At 69.9% G+C, this 18,354-nt stretch carries 19 protein-coding genes; 14 read left to right on the forward strand and 5 right to left on the reverse strand.

Annotated elements, in window-relative coordinates:
- Positions 1 to 31 precede the first annotated feature (31 nt).
- Genes CHC11_RS12110 through CHC11_RS12155 form a run of 10 tightly spaced genes read left to right on the forward strand, consistent with a single transcriptional unit; the run spans position 32 to position 10,488 of the window.
- On the forward strand, positions 32 to 1,270 hold the full coding sequence (locus CHC11_RS12110) for a CaiB/BaiF CoA transferase family protein (protein WP_089312121.1): 1,239 nt from the start codon (positions 32 to 34) through the stop codon (positions 1,268 to 1,270).
- Entirely contained in the window at positions 1,267 to 2,079 is an 813-nt protein-coding gene (locus CHC11_RS12115; RefSeq protein WP_089311795.1) for an enoyl-CoA hydratase/isomerase family protein, read from the forward strand. Before CHC11_RS12110 ends, CHC11_RS12115 begins: the two co-directional genes overlap by 4 nt.
- Positions 2,076 to 3,305, forward strand: a complete 1,230-nt coding sequence (locus CHC11_RS12120; protein WP_089311796.1) for an acyl-CoA dehydrogenase family protein — start codon at positions 2,076 to 2,078, stop codon at positions 3,303 to 3,305. The genes CHC11_RS12115 and CHC11_RS12120 overlap by 4 nt, the downstream gene beginning before the upstream one ends.
- Entirely contained in the window at positions 3,302 to 4,069 is a 768-nt protein-coding gene (locus CHC11_RS12125) for an SDR family NAD(P)-dependent oxidoreductase (protein ID WP_089311797.1), read from the forward strand. Before CHC11_RS12120 ends, CHC11_RS12125 begins: the two co-directional genes overlap by 4 nt.
- Positions 4,070 to 4,100: 31 nt before the next feature.
- Complete coding sequence (locus tag CHC11_RS12130; protein WP_218826042.1) at positions 4,101 to 4,979, forward strand: 3-hydroxyacyl-CoA dehydrogenase family protein; 879 nt, start codon at positions 4,101 to 4,103, stop codon at positions 4,977 to 4,979.
- A gap of 14 nt (positions 4,980 to 4,993) precedes the next feature.
- A complete protein-coding gene (locus CHC11_RS12135; RefSeq protein WP_089311799.1) occupies positions 4,994 to 5,860 on the forward strand; it encodes a 3-hydroxyacyl-CoA dehydrogenase family protein in 867 nt (288 codons plus the stop codon).
- The gene (locus CHC11_RS12140) at positions 5,857 to 6,636 is read left to right on the forward strand and encodes an enoyl-CoA hydratase-related protein (protein WP_089311800.1); all 780 of its coding nucleotides are present in this window, start codon (positions 5,857 to 5,859) and stop codon (positions 6,634 to 6,636) included. Before CHC11_RS12135 ends, CHC11_RS12140 begins: the two co-directional genes overlap by 4 nt.
- Positions 6,633 to 7,700: an acyl-CoA dehydrogenase family protein gene (locus tag CHC11_RS12145; protein ID WP_089311801.1), complete on the forward strand. Its 1,068-nt coding sequence runs from the start codon at positions 6,633 to 6,635 to the stop codon at positions 7,698 to 7,700. The genes CHC11_RS12140 and CHC11_RS12145 overlap by 4 nt, the downstream gene beginning before the upstream one ends.
- A complete protein-coding gene (locus CHC11_RS12150; protein ID WP_089311802.1) occupies positions 7,697 to 9,367 on the forward strand; it encodes an AMP-binding protein in 1,671 nt (556 codons plus the stop codon). Before CHC11_RS12145 ends, CHC11_RS12150 begins: the two co-directional genes overlap by 4 nt.
- Positions 9,364 to 10,488: a CaiB/BaiF CoA transferase family protein gene (locus CHC11_RS12155; RefSeq protein ID WP_089311803.1), complete on the forward strand. Its 1,125-nt coding sequence runs from the start codon at positions 9,364 to 9,366 to the stop codon at positions 10,486 to 10,488. The genes CHC11_RS12150 and CHC11_RS12155 overlap by 4 nt, the downstream gene beginning before the upstream one ends.
- 50 nt (positions 10,489 to 10,538) lie before the next feature.
- Here CHC11_RS12155 and CHC11_RS12160 read toward each other — a convergent pair whose 3' ends face one another.
- Positions 10,539 to 11,324, reverse strand: a complete 786-nt coding sequence (locus CHC11_RS12160) for an SDR family NAD(P)-dependent oxidoreductase (RefSeq protein ID WP_089311804.1) — start codon at positions 11,322 to 11,324, stop codon at positions 10,539 to 10,541.
- Positions 11,324 to 11,533, reverse strand: coding sequence for a hypothetical protein (locus CHC11_RS12165; RefSeq protein ID WP_089311805.1), 210 nt, complete (start codon positions 11,531 to 11,533; stop codon positions 11,324 to 11,326). Before CHC11_RS12165 ends, CHC11_RS12160 begins: the two co-directional genes overlap by 1 nt.
- Positions 11,534 to 11,682: 149 nt before the next feature.
- Here CHC11_RS12165 and CHC11_RS12170 point away from each other — a divergent pair, with 149 nt between their 5' ends.
- Positions 11,683 to 12,378 carry an isochorismatase family protein gene (locus tag CHC11_RS12170; protein WP_218826043.1) on the forward strand — a complete coding sequence of 232 codons (696 nt, stop codon included), beginning with the start codon at positions 11,683 to 11,685 and terminating at the stop codon, positions 12,376 to 12,378.
- Positions 12,379 to 12,434: 56 nt separating this feature from the next.
- The gene (locus tag CHC11_RS12175; RefSeq protein WP_089311807.1) at positions 12,435 to 13,319 is read left to right on the forward strand and encodes a polysaccharide deacetylase family protein; all 885 of its coding nucleotides are present in this window, start codon (positions 12,435 to 12,437) and stop codon (positions 13,317 to 13,319) included.
- An 88-nt stretch (positions 13,320 to 13,407) separates the two neighbouring features.
- Here CHC11_RS12175 and CHC11_RS12180 read toward each other — a convergent pair whose 3' ends face one another.
- Together CHC11_RS12180 and CHC11_RS12185 are read right to left on the reverse strand one after the other, a co-directional pair.
- Complete coding sequence (locus tag CHC11_RS12180) at positions 13,408 to 14,730, reverse strand: MmgE/PrpD family protein (RefSeq protein WP_179278809.1); 1,323 nt, start codon at positions 14,728 to 14,730, stop codon at positions 13,408 to 13,410.
- A complete protein-coding gene (locus CHC11_RS12185) occupies positions 14,727 to 15,623 on the reverse strand; it encodes an NAD(P)-dependent oxidoreductase (protein WP_089311808.1) in 897 nt (298 codons plus the stop codon). Before CHC11_RS12185 ends, CHC11_RS12180 begins: the two co-directional genes overlap by 4 nt.
- A 311-nt stretch (positions 15,624 to 15,934) precedes the next feature.
- Between CHC11_RS12185 and CHC11_RS12190 the strand changes: the two genes are divergently transcribed.
- Both CHC11_RS12190 and CHC11_RS41265 read left to right on the forward strand, forming a co-directional pair.
- Positions 15,935 to 16,156, forward strand: coding sequence for an SDR family oxidoreductase (locus CHC11_RS12190; protein ID WP_089311809.1), 222 nt, complete (start codon positions 15,935 to 15,937; stop codon positions 16,154 to 16,156).
- Positions 16,157 to 16,633: 477 nt separating this feature from the next.
- Positions 16,634 to 16,795 carry a hypothetical protein gene (locus tag CHC11_RS41265; protein WP_179278810.1) on the forward strand — a complete coding sequence of 54 codons (162 nt, stop codon included), beginning with the start codon at positions 16,634 to 16,636 and terminating at the stop codon, positions 16,793 to 16,795.
- 228 nt (positions 16,796 to 17,023) lie between these two features.
- Here the strand turns inward: CHC11_RS41265 and CHC11_RS12195 are convergent, their stop codons facing one another.
- Positions 17,024 to 17,911 carry a VOC family protein gene (locus tag CHC11_RS12195; RefSeq protein WP_089311810.1) on the reverse strand — a complete coding sequence of 296 codons (888 nt, stop codon included), beginning with the start codon at positions 17,909 to 17,911 and terminating at the stop codon, positions 17,024 to 17,026.
- Positions 17,912 to 18,354: the final 443 nt, after the last annotated feature.

Below are 18,354 nucleotides of genomic sequence, written 5' to 3' on the forward strand. Positions count from 1 at the left end.
GGAGAAATGTCGAACAATATAAGGTGTGTTCATGACTGCACCGCAGCAACCAGAATCGACAGACGGACCGTTGCGAGGTCTCCGCGTCGTGGACATGACGACCTCGTACGCCGGCCCCACGGCCTCGATGTACCTGGCGGACCTGGGCGCGGACGTGATCAAGGTCGAGCGTCCGGGGACCGGCGACGATGCGCGCTCGTGGGGCCCGCCCTTCATCGGAGCGGACTCGGCCTGGTTCGCCTCGGCCAACCGCAACAAGCGCTCGGTGGTCATCAATCTGCGCGCTCCCAGCGGGCCCGCCACGCTGCGCACACTGGTCGGCCAGGCCGACGTGTTCATGGAGAACTTCAATCCCGGCAAGCTGAAGGCGCTGCAGATCGACCACGAGAGTCTGCGGACGGAGTTCCCCCGTCTGATCTACTGCGCCATGTCGGGCTACGGGCTGGACGGTCCGGACCACACCCTGCCCGGGTACGATCTCGCCGCCCAGGCACGCTCAGGGCTGATGTCGGTGACAGGCGCCAAAGGCGGTTCACCGCAACGTGTCTCCACCGCGCTCACCGACATCGTGACCGGCATGTGCGCCGCGCTGGCGATCAACGCGGCGGTGGTGCGGCAGCGGGCGGAGGGCGTCGGCGACCTCATCGACGTGTCGCTGCTCGACTCCTCCCTCGCGGTGATGGCGCCCCGGGTCGCCGCCCATCTCGCGGGCGAGCCGGACCCGTCCCCGAGTGGCGGCACCGATTCGGTGCTGGCGGTGTACCAGTCGTTTCCGACCGCCGACCGCGATCTCGTGATCGCCATCGGCAACGACGCGATGTGGCGCCGGTTCTGTGTCGCGATCGGCCTGCGCGAGCTCGCGGAACGTTCCGAACTGGCCGACAACGCCGGCCGACGCGCCCATCGCGAGCAGCTGATCGATCTGGTGACCGGCCGGCTGACCCAGCGCACCGCGGCCGAATGGCAGTGCGTGCTCGGAAACGCGGGCATCCCCTGCTCGCTGGTGCAGCGGGTCTCAGAGGTGGTCGCGGATCCGCAGGTGGTCGCCCGCGAGGCCCTGTTGCCGGTGCCCGGCACATCCGCCCGCACGGTGCGCGGCCCGTTCCGGCTCGCGTCGATGCCGCGGCCCCGCAATTCGCGATTCCCCGAACTCGGCGCGCACACGGCCGAGGTCCTCGCCGAGCACGGTTTCGGTCCGGACGACATCGCGCGGCTCGTCGAGTGCGGAGTCGTCGAGGTCGGCGGCGCGCGTGAGAGTGCGGTGCGATGACCAGCGAGTTCGTGGTGGTCGAACGTGATGGCGCGGTGGCCACGGTCCGGATCGACCGCCCGGAGGTGCACAACGCGTTGAACGCGGAAATCCTGCGGCACCTCGGGGAAGAGATCGCCGCACTGGCCGACTCGGGAGGCACGCGCGCCATCGTGCTCACCGGTAGCGGCGCCAAGGCGTTCAGCGCGGGCGCAGATCTCGACGAGCTGGCGGGGCTGAGCGCCGAAGAGGCGGCTCCGGTGATGAGGGCGGGGCAGGCGGTCGTCCGGAGCATCGAGCAGTGCCCGGTACCGGTGATCGCCGCCGTGAACGGCCTCGCCCTCGGCGGGGGGTTCGAGCTGGCACTCGCCTGCTCGTTCGCACTCGCCTCGGCGGACGCGGCGTTCGGGCTGCCGGAGGCGGGGCTCGGGCTGATCCCCGGTTACGGCGGCACCCAGCGCCTCGCGCGCGTGGTGGGGCCCGCCGTGGCCCGGCATGTGATGCTCACCGGGCACCGGATCGACCCTGAACGCGCCTACCTGCTCGGCATCACGGTGCTGCCGCCGGTCGAGCCGCAGGCACTGATGCCGCTCGCACTGGACACGGCCCGCCAGATCGCCTCACGAGGTCCGGCCGCCTGCCAGGCGATCATCAACGCCGTCGACACCGGAATGGACGGTCCGCTGGACGCCGGACTCGCCCTGGAGACCAGCCTGGCCGCGGTGGCCATCGGCGGGAGCGAGTCGGCCGAGGGGGTGGCCGCGTTCCGGCAGAGGCGGCCACCGGCCTTCGGGATGGCTCGACCCGAGCGAAAGGGCGGTGCGCCGTGAACCCCACGGTATTCGAGCTCGATCTGGACCGGGACCCCGAGGCCTACCTCGCGCTGCACCGGTCGCTCGACGAGTCGGCCGCGGACGCGCTGCTGGACGAGCGGGAACTCTCCGTGCGCATGGCGGTGCGGGAGGTGGTGGCCCGCGCCGTCGCCCCCCGGGCCGCCGCCGCGGACCTGGACCATGCGTTCGTGCACGAGAGCTACCAGGCTCTGGCCAAGGAGGGCCTGGCCGGCTTGATCTTCCCGGAAAGACTGTCGGGAAGCGGCGACAGCAATGTCGCCTACGCCGCGGCGGTGGAGGAGATCACCGTGGGTTGCGCGGCCACCAGCCTGGTCTACATGACACAGATGCACGCGGCGTACCCGATCATGATGGCCGGGACGGAGGAACTGGCCGAGCGCTACATACCCGGGCTGCTGAGCGGGCGGACCTATGGTGCGCTCGCCATCACAGAGCCGGACGCGGGCAGTGACGTCGCGAGCCTGCGGACGGCGGCCGTTCCGCATGACGGCGGGTACCGCCTGTCCGGGGGCAAGACGTTCATCACCACTGGTGACCGGGCCGACGTGATCATCTGCTTCGCCACGGTCGACCGGGCGCGCGGGCGCGACGGCATCACCGCCTTCGTGCTCGACGGCCGGTGGCGGGGGCTGTCCCGGGGAAACCCGCTGGACAAGCTCGGCATGCACGGGTCGACCACCGCCGAGCTGTTCTTCGACCATCTCGAGGTGCCCGCCGACCACCTCCTGGGCGAGCCGGGCCAGGGCTGGCGCATCGTGATGAACTCCGTCACCAAGTCGCGGATCAGCGCGGCGGCCCAGGGCGTGGGGCTCGCCCGCGCCGCGTACGCGCGGACGTTGCGCGCTCTCACCTCTCTGCACGGCACCCGGCCGCCCGCCGAGGCCGCTTCCGCCCTCGCCGCGCTGCGCGGCCGGATCCTGCAGGGCAGGCTTCTGCTCTACAGCGTCGCGCGGCAGGTGGACGCTGCGGCGGATCCGCCGGCCGGGCAGATCGCCATCATGAAGCAGTCCTGCACCGATCTCGGCTGGCAGGCCTCTCGCGAGGCCATGCGCATCCTCGGCCCCTACGGCGACCTCGCCGAGCTCGGGGTCGAGCGCTGCCTGCGGGACGCGAAGGTGACCCAGATCTACGACGGCACGAACGAGATACAGCGGTTGCTGATCGCCCGCGACACGGCGCGCGCGATGGAGGAGCGGAGATGACCACGGTGCGGGAACGGCCATTGGACGGGAAGGTGGCCATCGTCACGGGCGCGGGGCGCGGCCTCGGACGGTCGATGGCCGGAGCGTTGGCCGATGCCGGCGCTCGGGTCTGCGTCGCCGCGCGGTCCGGCGATGAGCTGGACACGTTCGTCCGGGAGCAGGCGGATCTGGGCCGGGAGGCCCTGGCATGCCCGACGGACGTCACCGATGCCGAGGCCGTGAACCGCCTCGTCGACGGCACGGTGGACGCCTTCGGCCGGCTGGACGTCCTGGTGAACAACTCGGGAATCGTCGCCACCACCCCCCTGCTGGATCAGGAGCCGGACGAGTGGGACCGGATCATCGCGACGAACCTGCGCGGCGTGTACCTCGCCACCCGGGCCGCCGGCCGGTACATGGTCCCGGCGAAATCCGGCAAGGTCGTGAACATCGCGTCCAACCACGCGATGATCGGCGTTCCGGGTTTCGCGGCCTACGCGGCGTCCAAGGCCGGCGTCATCGCGTTCACCAAGACGATGGCGATCGAGTGGGCCCGGTACGGGATCAGTGTCAACGCGCTCGCGCCCGGCTACTTCGCGACCCCGCTGAACGCGGGGCTGCGCGCCGACCCGGAACTGACGAGGCGTGTGCACAGGGCGATCCCGGCCCACCGGTTCGGCCGGCCCGAGGAGCTCGCACCCTGGCTGCTCCTGCTCGCGGGAGACGCCTCTGACTTCATGACGGGAGAGACGATCGTCATCGACGGCGGCCAGATCGCCCGATGAGCACGCCACATCGCGAACAGGAGTGCACGACGTGACAACGCAGAACCACCTCGTGGCGGTGCTGGGGGCGGGGACCATGGGGTCCGGGATCGCCACCGTCGCCGTACGGGCGGGCCACCGGACCATCATCCACGACCTCGACGAACGGGGCGTCGAGCGGGGCCTCGGCGCGGTCCGTGGATTCCTGGACAAGAGCGCGCGCCTCGGCAAGATGACCGAGGAGCAGGCCGGGGAGGCGGCCGCCCGGATCGAGGGCACGACCGACCTGAAGGCGATCGCCGGAGCCGACGTGGTGATCGAGGCGATCTACGAGGACCTCGGCGCGAAGCAGGCGCTCTTCGCAGAACTTGACGGCATCGTGGGTGAGCACACCCTCTTCCACACCAACACCTCGACCTTGTCGGTGACCGCGATCGCGGCCGGATCGAGGCGGCCGGAACGGGTCGTGGGCACCCACTACTGCAACCCGGCCCCGCTGATGAAGCTGGTGGAGATGGCCGACGGCCGGCACACGGCGGGCTGGGCGCACGACGCCACCCTGGAGTTCCTGGCCGGCCTCGGGAAGACCACGGTGGTCACCAAGGACCGACCCGGCTTCATCGTCAACCGCTTCCTCATTCCCTGGGAGAACAGCTGTATCAGCGCGCTGGAGTCGGGCCTCGGCACCAGGGACTCCATCGACGCGGCGGTGACCGGGGCACTGGGCCACCCGATGGGTCCGTTCCGGCTGCTCGACGTGGTCGGGCTGGACATTCACCAGCAGGTCGCCACGAGACTCTATGAGCAGTTGCGCGACCCGCGCTTCTACCCGCCCCCCATGGTGGATCGGATGGTCGCCGCCGGCGATCTCGGGCGCAAGACCGGGCGCGGCTTCTACACCTACGACGACAGCCGGCTTTTCGGCTCCTGAGCAGGAGATTGCGCATGTCTGACATTCGACGGGTGGCCGTGCTGGGGCTGGGGACCATGGGTTCCGGTATCGCGCAGGTCGCCGCGGCGGCGGGCTACGAGGTCACGGCCCTGGAGGCCGACCGGGACAGGATCGATGCCGGGCTGGCCGCGCTCGGAACGTTCCTGGACGGCGGTGTGGAGCGCGGCAAGATCACGCAGGCCGAGCGGGACGGCACGTTCGCCCGCATCCGGCCGGTGACCGACGTCGCCGAACTCGCCGGTTGCGACCTGGTGGTCGAGGCGGTGACCGAGCGGGCCGAGGTGAAGCGCGCACTGTTCGACGCGGTGGCCGGAGTGGTGGGCCAGGACGCGCTGATCGTCACCAACACCTCGGCGTTGTCGGTGACCGATCTCGCGGCCTCGGTGGCCCGCCCAGAGCGGTTCGCCGGCCTGCACTTCTTCAACCCCGCACCGCTGATGAGGGTCGTGGAGGTGGTCCGCGCCCTGCAGACCGCCCCCGAGGTGATCGAACGGCTGGCGGCCTTCGTCGGCTCACTGGGCAAGGACCCGGTCGTCGTCAAGGACCGGCCGGGATTCCTCGTCAACCACCTGCTGATGCCCTACCTGAACGACGTCGTCGGCGAGTATGACGGCGACCTGGCCGACGCGGCCGACATCGACACGGCCATCCGGCTCGGACTCGGTCACAAACTGGGGCCGTTGGAGTTGCTCGATCTGATCGGGCTCGACGTCCACCTCCACGCGACGCAGAGCGCGTACGAGGCCACGCTCGATCCGAGATTCGCGCCGCCGCCTCTGCTGCGGCAGATGGTCGCCGCCGGCCACCACGGCAGAAAGAACGGCCAAGGATTCCGTATCGGCCGAGAGGACGCCCGATGACCGAGTACACCGACATCACCGCGCAGGTCGACGGCCCGGTCGTGACGATCAGCATCGACCGGCCCGACCACGGCAACAAGTTCCGCCACCAGACCTGCCTCGAACTCTTCGACGCGCTGCAGCGGTTCCGGCTCGATCCGGGACTGCGGGCCGCCGTGCTGACCGGCACCGGAGAGAAGTTCTTCTGCATCGGTGGAGAGCACGACGAGGTGACCTCGCTCGACCAGTCGCAGGTACTGCCGATCGTCGACGTCTACCAGGCGGTCGACACGATCCCGAAGCCGATCGTCGCGGCGGTCAACGGGTTCGCGGTCGGCGGCGGCAACGTGCTGCACACCGTGTGCGACCTGTCCATCGCGGCGGACAGCGCAGTGTTCCGCCAGGTCGGCCCCATGGTGGGAAGCTTCGACGCCGGGTACGGCACGTGGTACCTGGAGGACACCATCGGCCGCAAACGGGCCAAGGAGATGTGGTACCTGAACCGCAAGTACAGCGCGGCGCAGGCGCTGGAGATGGGACTGGTCAACCAGGTCGTACCGGCCGCCGAACTGCGGGCCCGCGCCGCCGGGGTCGCGCACGAGCTGGCCACCCGCAGCCCGATGGCGCTCGGCGCACTGAAGTCGGCGTTCTCCGGTCGGCACAACGGGGTGTCCGGACAGGCCAGGATGGCGCATGACCAGTACCTCAGCGTGTACCTGACCACGGGCGAGGCGCACGAGACGAACGCGGCCTTCACCGAGCGCCGCGCCCCCGACCCCGGAAGGTTCTGGTCGTGATTCGCCATGCGCCGGCCCTCACCACCGAAGAGGCCGATCTCGCGGACATGGTCGGCGAGGTCGTGGCCGGAGCGAAGGAACGCCCGTCCGACGAGCGGCCGGGCGAGGTCACGACCGTCCGGCGCCGCCTCGCCGAACTCGGAGTGTGGACGCTGGAACCCGGTGAACCGTCCGGGGACGCCGGCGGCACGGGGGAAGACGTCGAAGGGGATCATCTCGCCGCCGTCATCTTCGCCTGCCTCGCGCAGAGCTGGCCCGCCCTCGCCTGGGGGTCGGTGCAGGCGAGCGTGGCGGCCCGGATCGTGGACGGGACGAGGCTCGCCGTCACCATCCGGGCCGGGGACACCGCGGTGGCGGTGGTCGACGGCGACTCGGACGCGGTGCGCCTGACCGTCCGGGACGGAATGGTCTCCGGGCGCGTCGACCGCATCGACCCGGCCGGGGAGCGGCCTTGCGTCGTCGTGGTCGGCGACGGTTCGGTCCTGGTACTTCCCCCCGAGGCCCTCCGGTTCGAACGGTTGCGGCGCACCGGCCTCGACGGCGCGCTGACCACGTCCGCCGAACTGGTCGAGCCGGTACGAGAAGCCGAAGCGCTGGCCTTCGGTGTCGACACCGACGCCGCCCGTGTCCGGCTCCGGCTCGGCGCCGCCGCGGTCGCCACCGGGATCGCCGACGCCGCGGCAGAGGCCGCACTGGCCTACGGCGGGCAGCGGGTGCAGTTCGGTGCGCCCCTCACGGCGCTACCGACCGTGAGGGACACGCTCTTCTCCGCTTCCCTCGCGGTGACCACCGCGTGGCGCCAGGTGCTGCGGCCGCGGGACTGCCCGGTCTGGCAGGCCGCGGCGGTCCTCGACTCCGCGTGCGAACAGGCGATCGATGCTTGCGCCGCGGCCGTCCAGTCCCACGGTGGCTATGGCTATCTCACCGAGTACCGGGTCGAACGCATGCTCCGGGACGCGCTCTCCCTTCGCGCGGCATGCGACGTGGTGACCGCCCGACGCACCGCCGCAGTGGCCCTGGCCGGGTCGCCGCCGCCCACCGACGCTGGAAAGGAATCTCAATGACCGGCTTGCTGGAGCACGGGCTGCGCGGCCAGTACACACCGATCACCGACGCCGACGCCGACGCGTTCCGGGCGGAAGGCTTCTGGCAGGGCAGGACGCTCCGCTCGCTGCTGACCGACGCGGCTGACAGGTATCCCGACCGCGTCGCGCTGGTCGGCTACCGTGCCGCCGGAACGCCGGTACGGCTGACCTACCGGGAGTTCGAGCACGCGGCCAGCCAGGTCGCCTCGGCACTGGCCGCCATCGGCGTGGGCGCCGGTGACGCCGTCGCGCTCATGCTGCCCAACCAGGTGGAGTACGCCTCACTCGTCTTCGGCATCAACGAGATCGGTGCGGTCTACACCGGCATCCCTGTCTCCTATGGCGAGCGCCAGATGACCGCGATCATACGACGCTCGCGGGCGAAGGTGCTGGTCATCCCGCGGCGGTGGCGCGGCACCGACCTCCTTGCGGTGGCGCGCCGCCTGCGGGGGGAGATCTCAACCCTTGAGCACCTCGTGGTGCTCGATGAGGACGGGGCGCAACTCGGTCAGGGCGAACACGCGTGGACGTCGTTCCTCCGTGTGCCCGCCGTCACGTTCACCCCACCGGAACCGGAAGCCCTGTGCTACCTCGGCTTCACCTCGGGCACCACGGGCGAGCCGAAGGGGGCGATGCACACGCACGACACGCTCGTCTACCCCCTCAAAGCCCTCGCCGACCACCTCGGACCCGAGACCTTCGGCGATCCGATGGTGCAGTTGGTCGCCTCCCCCGCCGGACACCACTCGGGCTTCGCCTGGGGCATCCTCTTCACCGTCTACCTCTGCGGAACCGGTGTGCACATGGACTCCTGGGACCCGGCCTGGGCGGTCGAAGTGATCCGTGCCGAGCGAGCCACCGCGTTCTTCGGCGCGCCGACGTTCCTGCAGGACATGCTGCGCACGGAACTCGCCGGAGATCCGGAATGCCCCCTGGAGTGCCTGGTCATCGCGGGTTCGTCCGTGCCGAGGACATTGCCGGCCAAGGCGGGCGAGGCGCTCGGCGCCTACATCGCCCCGGCCTGGGGAATGACCGAGTGCAGCATCCTGACCTCGGCCACGCCCGCCGAGGCGGAGGAGATCCAGCGCACCGACGGGTCGGTCCTCGCGGGCTCCGAGGTTCGGGTCGTCGACCCGACCGGCGCCGAGGTGCCGCCCGGCGTGGTCGGGGACCTGCTGATGCGGGGGCCTGGAGTGCTCGTCGGCTACTACGACCGCCCGGACGCCACGAACGAGTCCTTCGCGCCGGGACTGTGGTTCAAGACCGGCGACACGGCCAGTGTGGACGCGAACGGATGGCTGTCCCTGCACGGGCGCAGCAAGGACATCATCATCCGGGGCGGGGAGAACATCGCGGTGGCCGAGGTCGAAACGATGCTGTTCGACCATCCGGACGTGCTCAAGGCGGCGGTCGTCGGCTACCCGGACGAGCGGCTGGGCGAGCGGGCCTGCGCCGTCCTCGTCACGCGGCCGGGAGCGAGCCTGGACCTGCCCGCGGTCTGCGGCTACCTGCTCGCCAACGGCCTGTCCAAGCACTACCTGCCGGAACGGCTGATGCTGCTCGACGAACTCCCGTTGACGCAGAGCGGCAAGATCCAGAAGTTCAGGCTCCGCGAGCTCGCCGCGTCCGGAGAGGACCCGCGATGACACCCGTCCGCCCACTGTCCGGTGTGCGCGTGCTGGACCTGTCCACCCTCCTGCCCGGGCCGCTGGCCACCCTGCTGCTGGCGGAGGCCGGCGCCGACGTCGTCAAGATCGAGCGACCGGGCCCCGGTGACGAGATGCGCACCTACCGGCCCGTCCTCGGGGAGGTCAGCGCGAACTACGCGGTCCTCAACCGGGGGAAGCGCGGCTTCGCCGCGGATCTGAAGAACGCGGTCGAGCGCGACCGCGTGCTCGCGCTGGCGAGCGAGGCCGACATCGTGGTCGAGCAGTTCCGTCCGGGCGTCACCGACCGGCTCGGGGTGGGCTACGAGGAGGTGCGCGCGCTGAACCCCCGCGTGATCTACTGTTCGATCACCGGTTACGGGCAGCGCGGGCCCAACGCGAACCGCGCCGGGCACGATCTGAACTACCTCGCCGAGACGGGTCTGCTCGGCGTCGTGGTGGACGGTGCCGGAAAGCCTCCGATTCCTCCGACGGTGCTGGCCGACATCGCCGGCGGCACCTATCCGGCGGTGATGAACATCCTTCTCGCCCTGCGGCAGCGCGACGTGACCGGGACCGGGTGCCACCTCGACATCTCCATGACCCACAACCTGCACCTCTTGGCCTACGGCTACTTCGCGACACATCAGGGCGGCGGGGGCTGGCCCGTACCCGGCAAGGAACTGCTCACGGGAGGAAGCCCGCGCTACCAGGTGTACGCGACCTCGGACGGACGGCACGTCGCCGTCGCCGCGCTCGAGCAGAAGTTCTGGGAACGGCTCGCCGGCCTGCTCGAACTCCCCGCCGAGTACCTGGACGAGCGCGGGCGGGAGAGCGAGGTCATCGAAGTGGTCGGCGACCTCATCGGGGCACGCCCCGCCGAGCACTGGCGGAAGCTGTTCGATGGGGAGGACGTGTGCACGGTGGTGGTGGCCACGTTCGAGGAGGCCACCGCGGCCGGACTGGTCGACACCGATTCGGATGATCGGCTCGTCGGCCAGGGGTTCGACGTCGGCACGCTTCCGAGCCCGGTGGATCCTGCCCTGCGCCGACCGCCCGGCGCCCTTGGCCCCGCCGCGCTCGATCCGCTGCCGGACGGGCGAATCTGGTCAGAACGCTGAACGGGCGAGGGCACCCGGACGACGGGTGCCCTCGCCCCGGCCGGATCCGGCTAGATCTTCGCGTCCGGGACGGCCACGGTGCCGCCGTCGACGACGACGGTCGCACCAGTGGTGCTCGCAGAGAGTGCCGAGAGCAGGAACACGATCGTGGCGGCGAGTTCCGACGGCGCGGCCACGCGCCCCAGGGGCACCTGGTCGTCCAGTACCTTCCTCGCCGCCTCGATGGCGAAGCCGTCCCGCTCGCTGAGACGTTCGGCGCGGCGCTCGTAGCGATCCGTGGCCGTCACTCCAGGGACGACGGTGTTGACCCTGATCCGCCGTTCGGCGAGTTGAGCCGCGTAATGGCGCGACAACGCCTCCACGGCCGAGTTGACCGCGCCGACGTGGGGCGCCCGGGGCATGTACCGCATCGACGCGATCCCTGAGATGTTGACGATCGAGCCACCGTCGCGCAGGTGAGGGAGAGCCGCCTGGACGACGGATTCGTAGCCGAGGAGTTTGAGCTCGAAGAGCTGGGTCCACGCGACCCGATCAGGGTGGCCCTCGTGAACGGCGAAGCCCGCCGCGTTGTTGACCACCCCGTCCAGCGGCCCGAACCGTTCGACCGCGGCCGTCACGGCCGTCCCACCCGCATCGGCGTCCCGCAGGTCGGCCTGGACGAACGCGACACGCGGATGTGCACCGAGCTCGGCAGCCGCCTTCTCGATCGATGCGCTGGTCCGCGCCGCGACCGTGACCGCGGCGCCCTCCTCCAGCAACAGCCGGGTGGTCGCCAGGCCGATGCCTCGCGTGCCCCCAGTCACCAGGTACGACCGCCCGCCGATTCCGAGGTCCATCAGACGCCGCCACGGGGGACGGAGGGAACCGGCGCGCCGGTGATGTGGTCGGTCATTGCTTCTCCTTCGACCTGCCATGCGATGCGTGGACGGCCCTCGTCCACGCCCGCGAGCTCGGGGTGGTCCGGCATTGCCGTGCAGTGCTCGGGCCGACAGATGGTAAAGTCGGACATTAGTCGGAACAGCTCGATCCTGTCAATGTCAGACATAGTCGTTTAATGTCCGACTATTGACGCCTCTCTCCCAGATGGGTAATGTTGGACAAATATGGGCCGGGCTGGGAGCGGCTCGCCGGCGGAAGCACGGGCGACCCCCTGGTCGGCTCCTCCGCCTGCCCGCCGATTGCGAGGAGAACCACGTGAGCCCAGTGAACAAGCCGTGGGACGGTGCCATCCCCGACGAGGACCTTGCGAGCTTCGGGCGGGAGTTCGACAACGTCGAGCGCCCGCTGAAGGCCGGCGCCCGCCCGGCGGTCGTCGTCGTCGACATGACCCGGGCGTTCGTCGATTCCACTTACCGGACCGGCTGGAGCCCGACGGGCTACCCGGCTGTGCACGCGAACGCGAGCCTGCTCGGCGTCGCCAGGGAGGCGGAAGTGCCGGTCTTCTTCACCAAGGCCTACGCCGACCCGGACCACGAGCCTCTGCACCTGGAACGGGGACGCTGGAAGCTGGCCTCCGACCCCGAGCCGCTGCCGGAGGGGACGCCCCCCGGCGATGTGATCGCCGACGGGATCGCCCCGCTGCCCGGGGAGATCGTCATTCCCAAGGGGGCACGCCCCAGTGCGTTCTTCGGCACCCCGCTGGCGTCCTACCTGATCCAGGCGGGACGCGACACGGTCATCGTCACCGGGATGACGACGAGCGGATGCGTGCGGGCCACCGTACTGGACGCCTTCCAGTACAACTTCAACGTCGTCATCCCGTTCGAATGCTGCGCAGACCGCAGCCAGATCTCGCACAAGGTCAACTTGTTCGACATGCACATGAAGTACGCGGACGTCATCAGCGTGGACGAGACGATCGACTACATCCAGAAGCTTCGTTTCGCTTGATCCGCGGTATCGGCCGAGACCGCGGCCAGTACTGCCATCCCTGACTGAGGAGAATCATGCGTAACGAGCTCTACTCTTACTCCCCGATCACCTCCCGGCCACCGCTGGCCTTTCCGAACGGTGCGCGACTGGCGTTCTACGTCGGCCTCAATATCGAGCATTTCCGCATCGACATGCCTTTTCCAGGGGTCGGGAGCATACCGGATCCGCTGTCTTACGGCTGGCGGGACTACGGGAACCGCGTGGGCGTCTGGCGGCTCATGGAGCTGTTCGACGAGGTCGGCATTCGCCCCTCGGCCATCATCAATTCCGACGTCTGCACCGAGTATCCGCAGATCATCGAGGCCGGCGTCCAGCGAGACTGGGCGTGGGTGGCCCATGGCCAGACGAACTCCGTCTTCCAGGCGGCCATGGCCGACGAGGAACCCGAGGTGGAGGCCCGGTTCCTCAAGGAGATGTTCGCCGCGCTCGACGACTCGCTCCCGGCCCGGCCGCGGGGCTGGCTGGGCCCCGGTCTCAGCGAGACGTTCGCGACAGCGGGCATGCTCGCGGATCACGGCGTCGACTACCTCCTCGACTGGTGCTGCGACGACCAGCCGTTCCCGCTCAACGTTCCGGGGATGCTGTCGGTGCCGTACTCGCTCGACGTCAACGACTTCGTCCTGTTCGTCTCGACGCCCGGGCTGTCGGGGCCCGACTACGAGCGGATCGTCCTCGACCAGTTCGAGCAACTGCTCGAAGACTCGGCCACCACGGGCCGGGTCCTCGCCCTGCCGGTGCACACCTTCATCGCCGGCCAGCCGTTTCGCGCGAAGTACCTGAAGCGAGTGCTGCGGGAGATCACCTCGACGCCGGAGGTGTGGGTCTGCACGAGCGACGACATCGCCGACCACTACCGCGCCGTCCGCGACGACCTCGCGGGCGCGGCAGAGTCCGGCTGACCGCCCTCCACAGCCGAGGGAAGCTCAGAGAGTCCCCCTGAGCTTCCTTCGGCTGCGACGCGTCGAGGCCTGCCCCGCCCGGCTCCGCTCAGCGGGCCGCGCGCCACACGGCGAGAAGCCGCGACACACCACCCTGTTCCGGGACTGCCGCCGCAGTTCGGAACAGCGGGCCGCCGAGCTCCCCGAGCAACGCGGTGCAGTGACGGTCGAAATCCGCCGGCTTCCAGCCGCTCGTGTCGCCGTCGCCCGCGAGCGCGAGCCGCCGGCCGTCGGAGAGCACGACGTCGATTCGAGCGGTCAAGCCGGAACGCGCCGGGTCGCCGACGACCTCGACCGAAGCCTCACTCGTCCGGAGACCGGGATGGAACGCCCGCACCGCCGCAAGGGTGATCCCCTCCACGCTGGAGATCGATTCGGCCGACGCGTCCCGCTGGTTGCCGTACCCGGCCGCGAACGGCGCGAGCCGGACGACGATCCGCTCGGCCGACCCGCTGACCGGGGGCCGCCGCTGGAAGGCATCGAAGATCGACTGGCCGTACATCGCGACCGGATGCCGCTTGAAGGTGACGCGAAGAACAGCGGGTTCACGCACCTTCGGCAATGACGCCGTCCCATCCCCGAACAGCTCGTACAGACCGTGGGGCCCCGTCAGCGCTCCCGCCCCGCCCCGCAGACCGGCCGTCGCGGCGACAGCCGCTGACACACCCGCCTGTACGGCGAGAGCCGGCTGGAGCCGCCAGGCGTCGCCCGCGGTCGAGACGACTCCGAGCGGCCCACCACTGGCGGAGGAGGCCAGCCCCAATGCGGCACAGGCGTCCTCCTCCGGGAGATCGAGGGTGAGCGCCATGGTGGCGGCCGCCGCCAAAGGAGCGATCACCGAGGTGACCCGCCAGCCCCGGCGCGATACCTCGGGCAGGAGCCGGTCGGCCAGTCGGCAGGCGCATTCGTACCCGCCGACGACGGCTCGCAGGACCCGCTCCCCGTCCACGGCCCTCCCGGTTCGGCGGGTGGCCTCTTCCAGCGCCGCCAGCACGACCGGCACGACGGCGAGGCCCGGATGCGCAGCGACCCGGAACGAATCATCGGTGAGCCGCGCGTGCATCAGATAGGCGTTGGCGAGAACCGCGCCGGCCATGGCGGCTCCCTCCGGCGAACCGCTCACCGTGCAGGCGCCGGGCGGCCCCGCCAGCGCCGCCGCGGCCGAGCGGTGTCGCGGGGCACGTGCGGACACGACCATGTCGGCGATGGCGACCGCCAGGCACCCCGCCGCGCGTTCGAGCGCGGCGGCATCGGCCGCCTCGGCCCCGTCGCGGGCGCACCGCCACAACGTCAGGCATGGATCCTCGACCGAGCCGCCCGTACCCGACGCGGCCGCCGTCGGGACGACCGCGCCGCCGTCCGGGCCCGTCACCGCTCGCCCTTCCCGCCGGGCGACCCGGCCATCTCTTCGTACATCGTCGCGATCCGGGTGCAGTCCTGCTCGCCGTAGCCTCGCTCGACGGCCAGCCGCCAGCAGTCCACCACCGCATGCGCCAGAGGCGCCGGGAGATCGAGCCGGTCGGCCAGATCGCTGAAGAGCGCCACGTCCTTGAGTGCGCCCACGACAGGGAAGCCGAAGTCGAAGCTCCCCGTCAGCACGTGCTGGGGGAACTTCACGGCGGTGGCGGAATTCCTCCCCGAGCCGAGGTTCAGCGCGCCGAGCGCGACGTCCAACGGGACCCCCGCCCGGCTGGTGAGGGCGGTCGCCTCCGCAGTGATCGCCAAAGCCCCGAGCGACAGGAGGTTGTTGGCGAGCTTCACCACCTGGGCCTGCCCCGGTTCGGGGCCTACCGCGACCACATGTTCGGCGATGACGTCGAACACGGGCGCGCATCTCGCGATGTGGTCCGGCAGCCCGGAGACGATGGCGGTCAGTGTGCCCTGCCGCGCGCCGGCCGCTCCCCCGCTGACCGGTGCGTCCACGAAGCTCATCCCCGCGGCCGACAGCGTGGCGGCGACCTCCCTCACGGCGGCGGGCCCGGTGGTGGAGGTGTTGATGACGACAGTGCCGCCTGACGATTCGGCGGCCATCCGCGCGCCGACATCCAGCAGGGCCGCGGGCGCGGGCAGACTGAGCAGCACGGTGTCCACCCCGCTGAGCAGGTCCGCCACGTCCTCGTGGACCGTCACCAGCGCCTGGCCACGGAAGGGGGCGGTGGCCTCCGGTGCGGGATCGAGCAGCCGGACCCGTCCACCTCGTTCCACGAACCGCCAGGCCATCGGCGCCCCCATCATCCCCGCGCCGATGAACGCGACATCCCGCATCAGTGCCAACCTTCTGTCGAGAACCGATGATCCGGCCTGGTCGGCCACCCTCGCCGAAGGCAAGCCCAAGCGCCGCCGGACCTTCTCAGCGCGACCGCGGTCCGCCAAGGGACGCCACTCGAACCTGCCATCTGCACGTGCCCATCCCTTGTATCGATGTAGACAGCAAAACTATTGTTAGACATTCGTCAGATGTCAACCCCCGGAGCCCTCGATGCAGGACAGGTCGACCCCGGTGTCACCGGGGGACGCGGGGTGCTCGCCCGGCGGGCGAGGAGGCCGAGCGGTGCAGTGGACCCGTCGCAACGCGGGTGGAGGTCGGCGGGCCGGAACCCCCTGCAGAGCACCGTCGGCCGGACCGGCCCGCCGCCGCCCAGACCCTCCTCAAGATCGTCTCTGACGACCCGCCCCTGCGGGTGCTGTTCGGCCAGGGCTTCTACCCGACGATCCAGCGGACCTACGCCGACCGGATCAAAATGAGGGAGGACGGACAGAACCTGTCGGCCGCGGCCTACGGCAATTCGATCGATTGATCCGGCAACCGCGTCCGCGCGTCTCAGGCGGCCGCGTCGTTCCTGTGCCCACTCGCCTGACGAGGGCCTCTAGGACGCACGACGCCCGACCGCATCACGACGGCCAGTGCGACAACCGGGGCCCTGAACGGCTCCGGAAGCTCGACACAGCGGCCGCTTCAGCCAGGGGCAGGCCGTCCAGATCGACGAGCTCGATGAGAAGGTCCGGTCCGGCCACCCGCGCGCCGCTGGACGCTAGAGCACCGCTCAGGAGCTCCGCGAGCCACTACGGTGCCGCTAGTCTCCCTGGCCGCGAAGGGCGTCCCGTCCCTCCCGGAAGGTCTGCAGGACGTTCGCCGACGTCCCCGGACCAACGCCGCCGGACGATGAACGCGACCCGGATCACGTTGTCGGTCGAGCACGCTGGCGAACGGTCGGGGTTAGCGGAGGAACCGCTAACGCATCAACCAAAACGAGTCATGCACAAGGAGTCGTCCCATGGACGAGCCCACCCACGAGTCCGAGCCCGACAAGCCCGAGCCGCAGCATCCGAGTTTCCATGAGAGGGCCGCAACGGCGGCCGTGATCATCGAAGAGAACATGAAGGTGGGCAGGCCCTTCACGGAGGCTGTCCTGCACGCGGCAAAGTGGTTCAACTAAGTCGTTTGACCCGACCAGGTCTGGCGACAATCTAAATGCCCAGGTGGGGAGCCGGTGTCTTACTAGCGTCGCCGCTCCCCACCCCCGCGAACGGGGTGGTGGGGCACAACCATCACCCGGAGTCGAGGTGGGAGGGATTGAATCCCTCCCACCTTTCTTTATTCTCCGGGCGGCTGCGCACGCACCAGGTGGCGGTGGGCCAGGTGCCCGCGATCGGGCAGCCCGCGGCTAACGTCGCGAGCGCCGGACGCCCGGCAGCTTCCGCCACCGCTTCTGAAGGCCTCGCGGAGGCGGATAGTGCGGCATTGAGTGCAGCCGGTTGCCCATCCAGTCGCCGCGCGGGGTGATGACGGCGAAGCGGGCGCCCGCGGGATCGGTCATGAAGGCCATGCGCCCCTTCGCCACTTGTTCCTCGTCGGTCGGGCCGAAACGGATGCTGGCGCCCAGCGCCGCGGCCCGGCTGGCCGTGGCGTCGCAGTCCTCGACCCATATCCAGGGAAACCAGTGGGGCGGATAACCCGCCGGAAAGGAGTCATCCATCTCGATTACGCTTGCGACCACGTTCCCGTCGACCGTCCAGGCGGTGACGGGGCGGTCACGGAAACGGCGCTCCACGGCCTGCCAACCGAACACCTGCTCGTAGAACGCACGCGCCTGCCCGGGCCGACGACAGGCGAGCTCCACCCAGCAGACGGCGGAGGGCTCATCGACGACCGCGGCGCCGTGGAGCCGGCGGGGCCGCACGACGGCGAAATCGGCCCCCTCGCGGTCGCCGTACATCGCGAGCTGTTCGAGGTCTGCGACATCAATGGGGTCGGACAGCACGTGACCGCCCGCGTCCACCACCGCCTGCGCGGTGACCTGCAGGTCGCCGGCACGGAAGTAGCAGAGCCAGGACGGATACTGCGCGCTGTCGGCGAGCGGCTGAACCCCGAGGACCTCTGGGCCCAGGTCGCCGAGCGTGAACATGGACAGATCGGTCAGACCCGGGATCGTCACGTCATAGACGCCCCACCCGAACAGCTCGCAGTAGAACCTTTTCGAGCCCTCCACGTCAGGGCTGGCCAGCTCGATCCATGCCGGCCATCCTGCCGGATACTCGTCAACGTCCGGCATATACACATCACCTCTCTAAAGCTGCAACTTTAGGCGCTTGAGAGGCGGATTTTTCAACAAAGCTTTGGTATAAACGCCTTAAAATGCTCACAAAGGGCTCCAGTAAGTCTAGGTTTTGAACGCGGACAGACGGGCCTCCTGAGTGAAAGTGGGCCACCGGAGCAAGAGAAACCTCTTCGTGCCTGGACTGTTCCACAGGGGCGCAGTTGCATTCGCTATACAGGGATGGACACCAAGACAGTAAGACGCCACCACAACGCCCGACAAATCAAGGGAGGCAGTGCAGGGGCGGCATCGAACGGTCCGGGCTGCCCACGCCACGTTTCCCCTCGGGCCGGATCTCTCCACTGGCGGCGAAACTCCGCCTCACTGTCGAACGCGCCCGCCAGGACCTGGACCCGAACATCATGTAGGTGAACAGCGAATTGATGGACCGCTGGAAC

This window comes from Actinomadura mexicana (assembly GCF_900188105.1).
Lineage (GTDB): Bacteria > Actinomycetota > Actinomycetes > Streptosporangiales > Streptosporangiaceae > Spirillospora > Spirillospora mexicana.